Below are 14,800 nucleotides of genomic sequence, written 5' to 3'. Positions count from 1 at the left end.
TCCACGTGGCGTCGTACCACGAGGTGCGCGTGCGTCGCAGCGGAGATCATGTCAAGAAGTCTCAGGGGCTGGACCACCTGCCCACAAACCGACATCTCGTGATGTGAGACGTGCGTCCAAAATACGGACAACCCTCACCCCGAGCCCGACCCCACAGGCTCAGGGCTCCTGGACCGGTCGGAGTCCCGCCCCCCGGCTGCGGGACCCCGCACGACGCTCCGGAGGACCCGGAGCACCACCCGCGGCCGCTGCAGGTCGGCCGGGGCGTCGACGAGGTGGTTGACCCGGAGGAAGGCGGTGGCCAGCTCGCGGTCGTGGGCCGCCGCCCCGACCAGCCGCCGGAGGTACCCGCTCGCCAGCCGCGCCCGCAGCGACGGGCGCCGGTCGGGCGTCGGACCCGCCGCGATCGCCCACGGCGTGTCGATGATCGCGGCGGCGCCCTCGTGGAAGCGCCGGGCGAGGCCGGTCACGCCCTCGGCGAGGCACCGGCCGAGGAGCTCGGCCTCCAACGCGGCCACGGACATGCCCTGGCCGTAGACCGGGTCGAACGCGCACAGCGCGTCGCCGGTGACCACCAGGCCGCGCGGGAACCGGGTCAGCTGCTCGTAGTGGCGGCGGCGGTTGGCCGGGAAGCGGTAGGCCAGCCCCTCGTCGAGCGGCACCAGCCCGTCGAGCAGGTCGGCCAGCACGGGAGAGGCCAGGGTGCGGGCCCAGGCGCGGTAGGCCTCGAGCTCCAACGGCGGGCGCTCGCCGTCACGGCCCACCAGGCACGTCATCAGGACGTCGTCCTCGTGGGCGATGGCGAGCCCGCCGCGGGGGAGCACGGGCGAGGCGGGCACCGCCGTCACCACCGGCTCGTCGGCGCCGCGCGGGTGCCGGAACGTCCGCGTGGCGTACCGCTTGTCGATCCGCCGCACGTCCTCGTGGGGCGCGAGGTAGCCGCGACGCTCCAGCCACTCCGGGGTCCGTGAGGTCCGGCCCGAGGCGTCGACCACGAGGTGCGCCGGCAGCAGGTGGGGCGTGCCGGAGTCGCGGTCGGTGACGATGACCCCGTCCACCCGACGCTCGTCCGCCGTGAAGGCGAGATCCAGCACCGAGGTGTGCTCCTGCACGGTGACAGAGGGGGACAGCAACCGGCGTCGGACGTACCACTCCAGCAACGGCCGGCTCACCCCGAGGGCGGGCAGGTCGGCACGTCCCGCGGCGAGCGGGTCGGGGCCGAAGTAGTAGCGGGCGTCCTGCTGCGCGTCGCCGAGCTGGGCACCGCGTGCCACCAGGTCGTCGGTCGTGCCGGGAAACATCCGCTCGACCACGGCCAGCCCGGACGACAGCAGCCCGTGGACGTGCCGGCCCTGCGGGACACCCCCGCGGTTGACCGGCAGGGCCGGCATCTCGTCCCGGTCGACCAGGGTGACGCGGTCGTAGTGGTCGGCGAGCGTGCGGGCAGCGAGCAGGCCCGCCATGCTGGCGCCGATCACCACGGCGCGGCGTTCGAGGCGGGCCATCTCGCTCACCCGACCGGCTTCAGGATCTTGCCGACCGTCCCCGGGACCCGGTCGAGCCAGACCCGGCGGAACTCGGGCTCGCTGTCGGTGAGGTCCGCGACCAGGGCACGGTCCTCCTCGGGGCTCGGGCAGTAGACCTGCTCGACGTCCTTCTGGCGCACCGTCACCACGGGGTTGCCGTTCACGTTGAAGCGCACCAGGAACTGGAACCCGAAGCCGGCCGACCGCGGGACCTCCACGATCGTGCAGCTGAAGGCGGGCAGGCCGTCGATGTCGACCCGCGGGATCCAGCGCTGGTCGGCGCGCGTGAGCAGCGGGTCGCCGTTGGCGTCCTCCACGAACGGCGCGAAGATCATGGTGTCCCAGGCCTCGTTGCCGACGAAGGCGTCGCTGCCGTCACCGGGCGCCCAGATGTTGATGTCGCGGCCCTCCCCGCCGATCAGGACGTCGCTGTTGGGGAGCGAGGTCTCGGGCCCGCCGACGAGGATGTCGGACTGCTCGCCGCCGAGGAGCGTGTCGTCGCCCTCCTTGCCGATCAGCAGGTCGTCGTTGGCCCGGCCGAAGAGCACGTCGGTGTTCTCCATGTGCTGCTTGGCCGTCACGCCCGGCGGCTGGATGAGCGGGTTGTCGGCGTTGTCGTCGTCCCCGCCGATGTGCACGTCCTTGCCGGGCGTCCCGGGGACGACCAGGGCCGCCGAGGTGGCCGCCGTGCCGCCGACGAGTGCGCCGACGGCGAGCGTGGCGCCGAGAGCGCGCCGGATCCGGCGCTGTCCCGGGCGGCTGGTGGTCGATGAGTAGGTGTGGGTCATCGCGTGGTTCCCCTTCGGTGTCGTTGGTGCGATGGCCGGGACGCTAGGAAGCCAGACGGTCACCCGACATCGGGAGGCCACCTCAGATCCGGGCCGGCCCACCTCAGACGGGCGTCGATGGAGGTGGCGGGGCCCGCCGTGGGGGGCGCATCATGGCCCTGTGGACCCGCGCTCCAGCGGAGAGCTCGTCGGACGCGAGGGCATCCTGCGGGACCTGTCGGAGGCGCTCGCTCGCTCGGCATCCGGGATCCCGACGGTCGTGGTGCTGTCGGGGGAGACCGGTGTGGGCAAGACCCGGTTGGTGCAGGAGTTCCTGGCCGGGGCGGAGGCCCTCTCACTGGCCGGCGCCTGCATCCCGGTGGCGGGTGAGCCGCTGCCGTACGCCGCGCTGGCGCAGGCGTTGCGCCAGGGTGGCGACGGTCTCGTGGACCGCGAGGTCCGGGGCTCGCCCGAGCTGGCCCGGCTGCTCCCCGCGGCGTCGGGCGACGCCGTACCGACGACTCCCGACCCGGGGTCCGAGGCGACGTCGCGGATGCGACTGTTCCAGGCGGTGCTGGGGCTGCTGGGGCGGGTGTCGGAGCACCGGCCGGTCGTCCACGTGGTCGAGGACGTGCACTGGGCCGACCGGTCGACCCTCGACCTGCTGACCTTCCTCGTCGGCAACCTGAACGACGAGCGGGTGCTGCTCCTGCTCACCCACCGCGACGACGCGCCCGACGAGTCCAGCGACCTCGCGTCGTGGCTGGTCGAGCTCGGCCGGATGGACGCCCGGACCGTGCGGGTGCCGAGGCTGGAACGGGACGACGCGGCGCGCCTCGTGACGTCGCTGGCGGGGGCGGTCCCGCCCGAGCGGCTCGAGGAGACGCTGGCGCGCTCGGACGGGAACCCCTTGTTCGTCGAGCAGCTGGTGATGGCGGGCGACGGACCGGGACAGCTGCCCGCGACCCTGCACGAGCTGCTCCGGGTGCGCGTCGAGGCCCTGCCCGCCGACACCCGTCGGCTGCTGCGCGCGGCGGCGGTGATCGGCCGGGTGGCCTCCGGACCGCTGCTCGCCCGCACCCTCGGCCGGCCGGTGGAGGACGTCGAGGACGCGTTGCGCGCCGGCCTGGCTGCCCGGGTCGCCGAGGTGCGTGCAGACGACCGGATCGGGTTCCACCACCCGGCGTTCCGCGAGGTCGTGTACGCCGAGCTGCTGCCCGGCGAGCGGACGAGGCTGCACCGGGCCGCCGCCGAGGCCCTGGAGGAGGAGGCGGACCCGGCCCCCGAGGTCGCGGGGGAGGTGGCTCGCCACTGGCACCTCGCCGGCGACCTCGAACGAGCGCTCGCCGCCTCCATCACCGCCGGGCGGGCCTACGAGCAGATGTACGCCTTCGGCGCCGCCGGGGCCAGCTTCGGACTGGCCCTGGAGCTGCTCGACCGGGTCGGCGACCCCCGGGTCGACCGGCTCGACCTCGCCGTGAGAGCGGCGTCGTCGGCCAGCGTCGTGGGCGACAACCAGGCCGCCGTGCGCCTGCTCCACGAGCAGCTGCACCGGGTCGCCGACCCCGCCCGACGGGCGGTGCTGCTGGAGCGACTCGGCGCCGCGGAGTTCGTCGCCGGGGACGTCGCGGCGGCGGAGACGGCGTACCGCTCGGCGACCGAGCTGCTCCCGGACGAGGAGGTGAGCGTCCTGTCCGCGCGCGTCCACGCCGGGCTGGGGCTGCTGGCGGCCGCCTGGTCCCGCCTGGACGAGGGCGAGGACGAGGCCCGCCGTGGGCTTGCGATCTCGTGCCAGGTGGACGCCCGGCGGGAGGAGGGCACCGCGCGGAACGCGCTCGGTCTCGTCGCCGCCTCGCGAGGCGACCTCGACACCGGGGTCGACCACCTGGAGGCGTCGCTCGCCATCGCCCGCGAGGTCGAGAGCCCCTTCGAGCTGGGCCAGGCCTACGTCAACCTGAGTCACGTGCTGGGCCTCGCGGGCCGGCTGGACCACGTGGTCGACCTGGCTCGCGGTGGGCTCTCCGAGCTCGACCGGTTCGGGCAGGACCGCCAGTTCGGGAGCCTGCTGCTGTGCAACGCCAGCGACGCGTTGATCAAGGCCGGGCGGCTCCCCCAGGCGGAGGAGCTGATCGGGCAGGCGCTCGGTCGACATCCGCGGGGCGTGATGGCGGCCCCGGTCCTGCTGCTGGCCGCGAAGCTGACCGTCGCCCAGGGGGACCTGCCGGCCGCGTGGGAGCGCTGCGAGCAGGCCCGGCTCATCATCGAGGCGGAGGGCGCTCCGCTCGGCTGGTGGCGGGAGGTCACCGAGACCTCCGCCGAGGTCGAGCTCTGGGCCGGGAGGCCGCAGGCGGCGCTGGAGATCGCGCAGGACGGACTCGCCGCGATCAGCGACACCGACGAAGCGGTGTTCGGCAGCGCGCTCGTCGGGCTGGGGCTGCGGGCCCTGGCCGACCTGGCCTTCGCCCACCGGGACGCGCGCTCGCGGCAGGGCCGGGCGCCGGCACGGCAGGAGCTGCTGGACGCCCGGGCGGCGGTCGGCGCCCTCCCCGGGTGGGCCGAGCTGCCCGAGACCCAGGCCCTCGACCGGCAGGCCGCGGCCGAGCTGGCCCGGCTGGACCTCGCTCCCGCTGCCGAGCCGTGGCGGGGTGCGGCCGCCGCCTGGGACGCGCTGGGCCGGCCGCTGCCCGCGGCGTACGCGCGGTGGCGTGAGGCCGAGGAGTTGCTCGGCGCGGGGGTGGACGTCGACTCGATCGGTGCGCTGCGTGCCGTCCACGACACGGCCCAGGGCCTCGGCGCCGCCCGGCTGGTGCAGGAGGTGGAGGCGCTGGCCGCGTTCTACCGGGTCGACCTGCTGCCACCCGCGGTGCCCGACCCCGGCCCGGACCCGCTGGCCGGCTACGCGCTGACGGCGCGCGAGAAGGAGGTCCTGGCCGCGCTGGCCGCCGGCCGGACCAACCGGGAGATCGCGGACGCACTGTTCATCAGCGTCAAGACGGCGTCGGTGCACGTGTCCAACATCCTGCGCAAGCTCGACGTCCCGGGGCGCCAGGAGGCGGCCCGGGTGGCCCACCAGCTGGGCTCGGGACGGGGACCGGCGTGACCCGTGGCTGGTCGTAGGCTGTCGGCCATGACCGATGCCCTCATCAGCAGTGCGTACTCCCAGATCCTCGAGGTGATCGGCTCGGTCGAGCCGCGGATCGCCGACGCCACCCGGCAGGAGCTCGCCGACCAGCGCGGGTCGCTGAAGCTGATCGCGAGCGAGAACTACGCCTCACCGGCCGTGCTCCTCACCATGGGCACCTGGTTCAGCGACAAGTACGCCGAGGGCACGATCGGCCACCGGTTCTACGCCGGCTGCCAGAACGTCGACACCGTCGAGACGGTGGCGGCCGAGCACGCGCGCGAGCTGTTCGGCGCGCCGTACGCCTACGTGCAGCCGCACTCGGGGATCGACGCCAACCTGGTCGGGTACTGGTCGATCCTGGCCCACCGGGTCGAGTCGCCCGGCCTGGAGAAGCTGGGCGCGAAGAACGTCAACGAGCTGTCCGACGCCGACTGGGAGTCGCTGCGCCACGAGCTGGGCAACCAGCGGCTGCTCGGCATGAGCCTGGACGCCGGCGGCCACCTGACCCACGGGTTCCGGCCCAACATCAGCGGCAAGATGTTCCACCAGCAGCAGTACGGCACCGACCCCGAGACCGGGTTGCTCGACTACGACGCGCTGGCGGCGAAGGCGCGGGAGTTCCGACCACTGATCCTGGTGGCCGGCTACTCGGCGTACCCCCGCCGGGTGGACTTCGCGAAGGTCCGTGAGATCGCCGACGAGGTCGGCGCGACCCTGATGGTCGACATGGCCCACTTCGCCGGCCTGGTGGCCGGCAAGGTCTTCACCGGCGACGAGGACCCCGTGCCCCACGCCCACGTCACCACGACCACGACCCACAAGTCGCTCCGCGGGCCGCGCGGCGGCATGGTGCTGGCCCAGGAGGAGTTCGCCCGCGATGTCGACCGCGGCTGCCCGATGGTCCTCGGCGGCCCGCTCTCCCACATGATGGCCGCCAAGGCGGTCGCCCTGGCCGAGGCCCGCACCCAGGAGTTCCGCGACTACGCCCAGCGGATCGCCGACAACGCCAAGTCGCTGGCCGACGGCTTCCTGAAGCGCGACGCCCGGCTGGTCACCGGCGGCACCGACAACCACCTGGTGCTGCTCGACGTGTCGTCGTTCGGCCTCACCGGCCGCCAGGCCGAGTCGGCGCTGCTCGACGCCGGGGTCGTCACCAACCGCAACTCGGTCCCCCAGGACCCCAACGGCGCCTGGTACACCTCCGGCATCCGGCTCGGCACCCCCGCCCTCACCACCCGGGGCTTCGGCCACGACGAGTTCGACGGGGTCGCCGAGCTGATCGTCGACGTGCTGTCGGCCACCGAGCCCGGCACCACCAAGGCCGGGGGGCCCTCCAAGGCGTCGTACGCCACCTCCGACGGGGTCGCCGGCAAGGTCAAGGACGCCGCCTCCGAGCTGCTCGCGAAGCACCCGCTCTACCCCGGTCTCGACCTGGCCTGACCCGGGCAGGCGCCTCATGAACGGATGATGCCGGTCGTGGTGCGGGAACTACTGATCCGGCATGGGTGGTTTCGAGACGGGCCTTGACGGCCCTCCTCAACCACCGGTGGTGCGGCTGCCTGCCGCACCTGTGTCGAAACCACCCAGGAGGACTCAGGCGACCGCCGGCGTCGCCCGGTCGAGCAGGAACCGCAGGTCGCCGCCGGCGAGGGCTCCGTAGGTGCCGTCGTGGCCCTCGGCCAGCCGGCTCGCGCAGAAGACGTCGGCGACCTCGGCCGGCGCGTGGCGTACCAGCAGCGAGCCCTGGAGGCACGTCGCCATCCGCCCCGCGAGGCGGCGTGCGGAGACCTCCATCGCCGCCGTGTCACCCAGCAGGGCGAGCGTGTCGTCGACGGCCCGGTCGAGTCGGGTGTCGCCGCCGCGCGCCCGTCCCACCTCGGTGATCCACGCGTCGAGCACCTCGGGCTCGCGGGTCAGGGCGCGGAGCACGTCGAGCGCGTTCACGTTGCCCGAGCCCTCCCACACCGAGTTGAGCGGGGCCTCGCGGTAGAGCAAGGGCAGTCCTGACTCCTCGACGTAGCCGTTGCCGCCGAGGCACTCCAGCGCCTCGGCGACCAGCCCCGGCGTCCGCTTGCAGACCCAGAACTTGGAGAGCGGCAGCGCGATCCGGCGCAGCGCCGCCTCGTGGGGGTCGGTGATCCCGTCGACGGCCGCGGCCAGTCGGACGGCCAGTGCGGTGGCGGCCTCGGCCTCGACCGCCAGGTCGGCGACGACGTTCTGCATCAGCGGCCGGTCGGCCAGCACGGACCCGAACGCGCGCCGGTGGGCCACGTGCCAGGCGGCCTCGTTGACCGCCCGCCGCATCAGGGAGGTGGAGCCCAGCACGCAGTCGAGCCGGGTGGCGGCCACCATCTCGATGATGGTGCGCACACCGCGACCCTCGTCGCCCAGGCGGTGGCCGAGGGTGCCGTCGAGCTCCAGCTCGCTCGAGGCGTTCGAGCGGTTGCCGAGCTTGTCCTTGAGCCGGACGACGTCGAGGGGGTTGCGGCTCCCGTCGGGCAGCACCCGCGGCACCACGAAGCAGGTGACGCCGCCGTCGGCCTGGGCCAGCACCAGGAAGACGTCGTTCATCGGCGCCGACGTGAACCACTTGTGGCCGTGCAGCGTGTACTCGCCGTCGGCCGAGGTCGGGACGGCCCTCGTGACGTTGGCCCGCACGTCGGAGCCGCCCTGCTTCTCGGTCATGCCCATCCCGGCGAGTGCCCCGCGCTTCCCGGCGACCGGCCGCAGTCGAGGGTCGTACGACGTGGAGGCCAACAGCGGCGTCCACTCCTTGGCCAGCGCGTCGTCGGCCCGGAGCGCGGGGACGGCGGCGTACGTCATCGAGATCGGGCAGCCGTGCCCGGGCTCGGTGTGCGACCACGCCATGAAGCCGGCCGCGCGCCGGACGTGGGCGTGCGGGCTGTCGGACTCCCACGGCGTCGCCGCCAGGCCGTGGCCGACCGCCCGCTCCATCAGCCAGTGCCACGAGGGGTGGAAGGTGACCTCGTCGATCCGGTTGCCGTAGCGGTCGTAGGTGCACAACCGCGGCGGGTTCTCGTTGGCGTGCATGCCGTGCTCGCGCGCCTCGGCGGTGCCGGCCTCGAGGCCCAGCGGAGTGAGGTCGTCGACGACCTCCGCCGATGCGTGACGGGTGACCGCGTCCACCAGCGCCCGGTCGCCGCCGACCACGTCGTGGCCGGCGAGCAGCGGGGCCTGGTTGGTGCTGGCGCGCCGCTCGGCTGCGCGGTCGGGGGTGTCCATGTCGTTACCGTAGACACATGCGCGACCTGCTGTGGCGGCTGATCGTCACCACGACCGGGTCGTGCATCCGCTACCGGGTGACCGGCCTCGCCGCCGAGGCGGCGTTCTTCGCGATCCTCTCGGTCCCGCCACTGGTCTTCGCGCTCGCCGGGGCGATCGGGTACGTCAGCGAGCAGTTCAGCCCCGCCGAGGTCGCCGAGGTCCGGCTGGCGGTGATCGACCTCTCCTCGCGGGTGCTGACCGAGGACGCGGTCGACCGGATCATCGTGCCGACCATCAACGACGTGCTGCGGCCGGGCCGGTTCGACGTGATCTCCCTCGGCTTCATCCTGTCGCTGTGGTCGGGCAGCCGGGCCCTCAACGTGTTCGTCGACACCATCACGATCATGCACGGCCTCGGTGGCCACCGCGGGATCGTGAAGACCCGCGCCCTGTCCTTCCTGCTCTACATCCTCGCGATCGTGACCGGGGTGTTCACGCTCCCGCTGGTGGTGGCCGGGCCCTCGCTCGTACGTCGGCTGGTGCCCGGGCAGCTGGACTTCCTGACCCAGTTCTACTGGCCGACCGTGCTGATCCTGTCGATCTGCTTCCTGGCGACGCTCTACCACGTCTCGGTGCCGGTCCGGACCAACTGGACCTTCAACCTCCCCGGCGCCACGTTCGCCCTGGCGGCCTGGATCTTCGGGTCCTTCCTGCTGCGCTGGATCCTGACCGAGACCGCGGCCGAGTCGGGCTCCATCTACGGCCCGCTGGCCTCCCCGATCGCGGTGCTCCTCTGGCTGTACCTGCTGGCGCTGGCCGTGCTGATCGGGGCGGCCGTCAACGCGGCGTTCGACGCGGTCTTCCCGCAGCAGGCGACCAGCCGGGCGCGGGTCGAGCTGGTGCAACGCCTCAAGCACCGGATGTCCCCCCGGCCGAGCCGGACGGACTAGCCTGATCGGGTGAGCGACGACCTCCTCGACGAAGCGGGACGACCCCTCGGCAAGGTCTCGCTCCCCGAGCAGGTGCGGTCGCCCTGGTGGGAGCTGGGCCGCCGGCTGCTGATGGCGGTCGGGATCCTGGTCGGGACGGTGCTGCTGGTCTACTTCGACCGCGACGGCTACGTCGACAACAACGACCCCACCAAGGCTGTGTCGTTCACCGACTCGATCTACTACACGACCGTCACGCTGAGCACGACCGGGTACGGCGACATCGCGCCGGTCTCCACCCCTGCCCGGATGGTCAACGCGTTCATCATCACCCCGGCCCGTATCGCGTTCCTGGTGCTGCTGATCGGCACCACGCTGGAGGTCCTGGCCTCACAGGGCCGTGACATGATCCGGGTCGCCCGGTGGAGGAAGAGCATGGGAGATCACGTCGTCGTCGTCGGCTACGGCACCAAGGGCCGCAGCGCGGTGGAGACCATCATCGGCAACGGACAGGACCGCGACCACATCGTGGTGGTCGACAGCGGCCAGGTCGCGCTCCAGGACGCCCACGCCGACGGCCTCGCGGTCGTCACCGGTGACGCCACGCGCCGTGACGTGCTGCGACGGGCGGGCGTCGGCCGCGCCAGCCAGGTCATCATCACCACCGACCGCGACGACTCCAACGTGCTCGCCACCCTCACCGTGCGCCAGCTCAACCCCGACGCGTGGATCGTGTCGGCGGTGCGTGAGCAGGAGAACGCGCCGCTGATGAAGCAGTCGGGCGCCGACTCGGTCATCACCTCCTCCGACGCGGTCGGCCGGCTGCTGGGCCTGTCGACGCTGTCCCCGACGCTCGGTTCGGTGATGGAGGACCTGCTGACGTACGGCGAGGGGCTCGAGGTCGCCGAGCGCGACCTGCTGGTCAGCGAGGTCGGTCAGCAGCCGCAGCAGCTGCCCGACCAGGTGATCGCCGTCGTCCGCGACGAGAAGGTCTACCGCTACTTCGACCCGGTCGTGACCCAGCTGGCCCGCGGCGACCGGTTGATCGTCGTCCGGCCGTCCAAGGAGCTGCCGTGGGCGCCCAGGCCCGGCACTCACGACGAGGACTTCGCCTCCGACGAGGCCTGATCCCCTTTCCGCATCCCTCGCTCCTCGAGGCTTGACAGGACTCGACCGGTGCACGAGATTGACCGGAGTCTCGGGCACCACAAAGTGGCGTGGTCCACGGGGGCCGTGCCCTCCACACCTGGGGTTCGCGATGCGCCGAGCAGTGCTGTCGATCGTCACCATCTCCGCTCTGGCCGCCGGCGTGCTGGCTACCGGGACCGCCGGCGCCGAACCACCCGGCGATCCCCGCGACCGTCTCGACGTGTACGTCGGGGAGCTGGACCCCGGTCAGGTGGACGCGGTGCTCGACCTCGGCGTCGACCGCCACGACGTCGAGCTCACCGCCGTCCCGGCCGACCGTGGCGAGAAGGACCAGGTCCGGCTGGAGACGATCCTGAGCGGGACCCAGGCGGCCCAGCTGCGGCGGCAGGGCATCGACCTGCGCACCAAGAAGGTGGCCGGCGGCCAGACCGTCGCCCAGCGCGCGACGGCGCTCGCCGCCGAGGGCTTCGAGGTCTTCAGCACCTACAGCGGCCCGGGCGGTCTCCAGGAGCAGTACGAGGAGCTCGCGGCCGCCCACCCGCGGATCACCAAGCCGGTGAGCATCGGCCAGACCGTCAACGGCCAGGACATCATCGCGGTGAAGGTGACCCGGAACGCCGACAAGGCCAAGGACGGCAAGCGTCCGGCCGTGCTGTACCTGAGTGCCCAGCACGCCCGCGAGTGGATCACGCCCGAGATGAACCGCCGGCTGCTGACCTACGTCCTCGACGGCTACGGCAGCGACCCGACGATCACCCGGCTGGTGCGGCAGAACGAGCTGTGGTTCGTCCCGGTCGCGAACCCCGACGGCTACGACTACACCTTCACGCCCGGCCAGCGGCTGTGGCGCAAGAACCTGCGGGACAACGACGGCGACGGTGTGATCACGACGAACGACGGGGTCGACCTCAACCGCAACTTCGCCACCAAGTGGGGCTACGACAACGAGGGGTCCTCGCCCAACCCCGCCAGCCAGACCTTCCGCGGCAGCGGCCCGAACTCCGAGCCGGAGTCGCAGGCGCTCGAGGACTTCATGGGACGCGTCGGCTTCGAGTTCTTCGTCAACTACCACTCGGCGGCCGAGCTGCTGCTGTACGGCACCGGCTGGCAGGTGGCGACGCCCACGCCGGACGACGTCATCTACGAGGCGATGGCCGGCGACGACGCCGACCCGGCCGTCCCCGGCTACGACCCGGACATCTCGGCAGAGCTCTACACCACCAACGGTGACACCGACACCCACATGACCGAGGAGTTCGGCACCCTCGGCTTCACGCCCGAGATGTCGACCTGCGAGGCCGCGTCCGACTCGGTGCCCGACGACGAGTGGGAGGCGATCGACTGCGGCAGCGGGTTCGAGTTCCCCGACGACGAGGAGCTGGTGCAGGCGGAGTTCGAGAAGAACATCCCGTTCGCGCTCTCGGTGGCCGAGTCGGCCTCCGACCCCGACGACCCGGAGTCGGTCGTCGGACGCACCGCCGAGGACTTCCGGGTCGACACCTTCGAGGTCTCCTACGGCGACCCGCAGACGGTGGCGGTGTGGGCCAAGCGTGCGCTGAAGGACCGCCGGATGCTCTACAGCATCGACGGCGGCCCGACCGTGGTCACCCAGGTCCGCGAGTGGGCCGGCGGTGAGCGCTACGGCGACGAGAACGACGACTACTACGCCGAGTTCCGCGGCCAGGTGAAGGGCGCCGACGTCGGGGACGAGGTGGAGGTCTGGTTCCGCGGCGTGAAGCGGGGCGAGGGGCCGGTCACCAGCGACTCCTTCACCTACACGGTCGAGTCCGACAGCGGCGACGACGTCCTGGTCATCGCCAACGAGGACTACACCGGCGCGAACCCGGAGTACCCGGCCGGCACCACCGCGCCGAAGTACGCCGACGCGCACGTCGCGGCGGTCGAGTCGGCGGGTTACACGACCGACGTCTGGGACGTCGACGCACAGGGCGTGCCGCACGACCTCGGCGTGCTCGACCACTACGACGCCGTCCTCTGGTACCTCGGGGACAACCGGATCACCATGGACCCCGAGGACGTGCTGACCAGCACGCCGTTCGGGGAGCTGCCGGACATCTCGGTGGCCGAGCGTCAGCAGTACCTCACACTGGCGGTCCGCGACTACCTCAACGCGGGCGGCAAGCTGGTGCACGCGGGCGAGACGGCCCAGTACCAGGGCCTGCCGGGGATCAGCACGTCGGTCGGCGGCCTCTACTACGGCCTGAACGGTGACCCCGAGGCCGAGTGCGTCATCTCGCCGCGGATCAACGGAGGCACCGACGGCTTCTTCGAGGACTGCCTGATCCTGGCCGACGACTTCCGGCAGTACTACCTCGGCGCCTTCACCCGCACCGACATCGCCGACCCGACCCGCGTCGACGGGGTCGCCCCGCCGCTCGAGGGCTTCGGCGCGGACCTCGGTGGCCCGGTGGTCGAGGGGGACAACCCACTCGACGAGGCCGGGGCCCTGCAGCCGACCAGCGACGTGCTCCCGGTCGACGAGTTCCCGCAGTTCGCCAGCCAGGGTGCTGCGCTGTACCCGCTGGAGGCGGGCAGCCCGTTCGCCCCGATCGAGGGAGACCGCTACGCCGGCGCGCTGCACGCGGATGCGTCGTACATGCGGCTGACCCGGACCGTCGACGTCCCGGCCGGGGCCACGAGCGCCGAGCTGCAGTTCCAGCTGTCGGCGGACATCGAGCCGGGCTACGACTTCGTCCTCGTGGAGGCGAGGAGCGCCGGCGGCGACGACTGGACGACGCTGCCGGAGCAGGGTGGTCTCACCTCGACCGACTCGCCCACGGAGTGCGAGGACGCGGACTCGTTCCTGCTGAACCTGCACCCGTTCCTCACCACCTACCTCGGCACCGACTGCAACGGCGCCGGGGCGACGGGGGAGTGGAACGCGATCCTGGACAGCACCCCGGGCTGGACCGACGTCTCCTACGACCTGTCCGGCCTGAGCGGGGAGGTCGAGCTGTCGATCACCTACGTGACCGACCCGAGCACCGGTGGCGTCGGCACGTTCGTCGACGACACCCGCGTCGTGATCGACGGGGTCGAGGACGCCGACGGGTTCGAGGACGCGACCAGCGTCTGGACGCGGGGCGGTCCGCCGGCCGGCTCGCCGCCGAACCAGAGCAACTGGCAGATCGGCGAGGTGCTCCTCCAGTCGTACGCGGCCACCTCGACCGAGGACACGCTGCTGCTGGGCTTCGGTCTCGAGCAGCTGACCACGGACGGCGAGCGCACCGACCTCGTGGGACGGGCCCTGGACGGACTGCTTGAGTAGCGACCCGTCGCGGGTGTGGCAGGTGAGTGCCACGAAGGTGGCGTGCCCCTGCTCGTGTGGGCTACGGTCATCCGTTGGGACATGGGGCCATCGAAACGGGACATGGGGCCATCGAAACCGGGGGGCACCATGTCATACGCACCGTCCGCGCACTCGATCCGGCGTCTTCTCGCCCTGGGAGCGGCGGTGGTCCTGTCGCTGGGACTGGTGGGGAGTCCGGCGGGCGCCACGGGGAAGCCCGACCAGGCCGGTGACTACTACCAGCGCCCGGCGCCGTACCACAACACCGGCACCTTCGACCCGGAGTGCGCGGACGTCGACGTCAGCGTCGCCTACGACTACCAGGGCGTCGACTCGGTGCGCGTCGTGAACGGCAGTGACGACCAGGCCTTCCTTCTCAAGGACCGCTTCCGGTTCGAGGAGATCTGGTCGGATGCGTCGACCGGCGAGGTGCTGCTCGTCTGGCGGGGCCGGTACCGCTTCCAGGAGGTGCGGGCCGACTTCGTCCCCAACTCCGACGTCCCCGACGACCTGGTGCCGCCCGAGGGCCTGGTCGGCCCGGTCTACCGCTTCACCGCGGTCGAGCGGGGCCACGACCGGCTGCGCGACGCCGACGGCCGGGTGCTCTACCGCACCGCCGGGCTCGCCGTCTACGAGAACCTGTTCGACACCCTCGGCGACCACCAGCCCGGGGGCACCAGCCTGAGCTTCGACGTCGTCAAGGTGGTCGGACCCCACCCGCTGATCGACGTCGACGTCTGTGACGTCGCAGCCGAGCAGGTGGGCTGAGC

The 14,800-nt window shown here is 72.4% G+C and carries 9 protein-coding genes; 6 read left to right on the top strand and 3 right to left on the bottom strand.

Going from position 1 to position 14,800, the window contains the following annotated elements; translation table 11 throughout:
* Positions 1-134: 134 nt before the first annotated feature.
* Both ACQ1X7_RS15975 and ACQ1X7_RS15970 read right to left on the bottom strand, forming a co-directional pair.
* Entirely contained in the window at positions 135-1,514 is a 1,380-nt protein-coding gene (locus ACQ1X7_RS15975; RefSeq protein WP_432479212.1) for an FAD-dependent oxidoreductase, read from the bottom strand.
* On the bottom strand, positions 1,511-2,314 hold the full coding sequence (locus tag ACQ1X7_RS15970) for a calcium-binding protein (protein ID WP_432479211.1): 804 nt from the start codon (positions 2,312-2,314) through the stop codon (positions 1,511-1,513). The genes ACQ1X7_RS15975 and ACQ1X7_RS15970 overlap by 4 nt, the downstream gene beginning before the upstream one ends.
* Positions 2,315-2,474: 160 nt before the next feature.
* On the opposite strand from ACQ1X7_RS15970, the gene ACQ1X7_RS15965 reads away from it, so the two are divergent.
* Both ACQ1X7_RS15965 and ACQ1X7_RS15960 read left to right on the top strand, forming a co-directional pair.
* Positions 2,475-5,393, top strand: coding sequence for a helix-turn-helix transcriptional regulator (locus ACQ1X7_RS15965; protein ID WP_432479210.1), 2,919 nt, complete (start codon positions 2,475-2,477; stop codon positions 5,391-5,393).
* Positions 5,394-5,420: 27 nt separating this feature from the next.
* The gene (locus ACQ1X7_RS15960) at positions 5,421-6,857 is read left to right on the top strand and encodes a glycine hydroxymethyltransferase (protein WP_432479209.1); all 1,437 of its coding nucleotides are present in this window, start codon (positions 5,421-5,423) and stop codon (positions 6,855-6,857) included.
* A 153-nt stretch (positions 6,858-7,010) separates the two neighbouring features.
* Here the strand turns inward: ACQ1X7_RS15960 and ACQ1X7_RS15955 are convergent, their stop codons facing one another.
* Positions 7,011-8,660, bottom strand: coding sequence for an acyl-CoA dehydrogenase family protein (locus tag ACQ1X7_RS15955; RefSeq protein WP_432479208.1), 1,650 nt, complete (start codon positions 8,658-8,660; stop codon positions 7,011-7,013).
* Between the two features lie 17 nt (positions 8,661-8,677).
* Between ACQ1X7_RS15955 and ACQ1X7_RS15950 the strand changes: the two genes are divergently transcribed.
* From ACQ1X7_RS15950 to ACQ1X7_RS15935, 4 genes are all read left to right on the top strand, one after another.
* The gene (locus ACQ1X7_RS15950) at positions 8,678-9,592 is read left to right on the top strand and encodes a YihY/virulence factor BrkB family protein (RefSeq protein ID WP_432479207.1); all 915 of its coding nucleotides are present in this window, start codon (positions 8,678-8,680) and stop codon (positions 9,590-9,592) included.
* Positions 9,593-9,703: 111 nt separating this feature from the next.
* Positions 9,704-10,699 carry a potassium channel family protein gene (locus ACQ1X7_RS15945; RefSeq protein WP_432479364.1) on the top strand — a complete coding sequence of 332 codons (996 nt, stop codon included), beginning with the start codon at positions 9,704-9,706 and terminating at the stop codon, positions 10,697-10,699.
* Positions 10,700-10,829: 130 nt separating this feature from the next.
* Complete coding sequence (locus tag ACQ1X7_RS15940) at positions 10,830-14,009, top strand: M14 family zinc carboxypeptidase (protein WP_432479206.1); 3,180 nt, start codon at positions 10,830-10,832, stop codon at positions 14,007-14,009.
* A gap of 129 nt (positions 14,010-14,138) precedes the next feature.
* Positions 14,139-14,798 (top strand): hypothetical protein, encoded by a 660-nt coding sequence (locus ACQ1X7_RS15935; RefSeq protein ID WP_432479205.1) that lies wholly within the window; start codon positions 14,139-14,141, stop codon positions 14,796-14,798.
* Positions 14,799-14,800: the final 2 nt, after the last annotated feature.

Origin of the sequence: Nocardioides sp. GXQ0305 (assembly GCF_050880345.1) — a bacterium.
Taxonomy (GTDB): domain Bacteria; phylum Actinomycetota; class Actinomycetes; order Propionibacteriales; family Nocardioidaceae; genus Nocardioides.
This window is presented reverse-complemented; position numbering and strand designations above follow the sequence as displayed.

Coding starts and splice junctions, on each gene's coding strand:
- ACQ1X7_RS15970 (WP_432479211.1), bottom strand. CDS start 2,314: ATGACCCACACCTACTCATCGACCACCAGCCGCCCGGGACAGCGCCGG.
- ACQ1X7_RS15960 (WP_432479209.1), top strand. CDS start 5,421: ATGACCGATGCCCTCATCAGCAGTGCGTACTCCCAGATCCTCGAGGTG.
- ACQ1X7_RS15955 (WP_432479208.1), bottom strand. CDS start 8,660: ATGGACACCCCCGACCGCGCAGCCGAGCGGCGCGCCAGCACCAACCAG.
- ACQ1X7_RS15950 (WP_432479207.1), top strand. CDS start 8,678: ATGCGCGACCTGCTGTGGCGGCTGATCGTCACCACGACCGGGTCGTGC.
- ACQ1X7_RS15945 (WP_432479364.1), top strand. CDS start 9,704: ATGGCGGTCGGGATCCTGGTCGGGACGGTGCTGCTGGTCTACTTCGAC.
- ACQ1X7_RS15940 (WP_432479206.1), top strand. CDS start 10,830: ATGCGCCGAGCAGTGCTGTCGATCGTCACCATCTCCGCTCTGGCCGCC.
- ACQ1X7_RS15935 (WP_432479205.1), top strand. CDS start 14,139: ATGTCATACGCACCGTCCGCGCACTCGATCCGGCGTCTTCTCGCCCTG.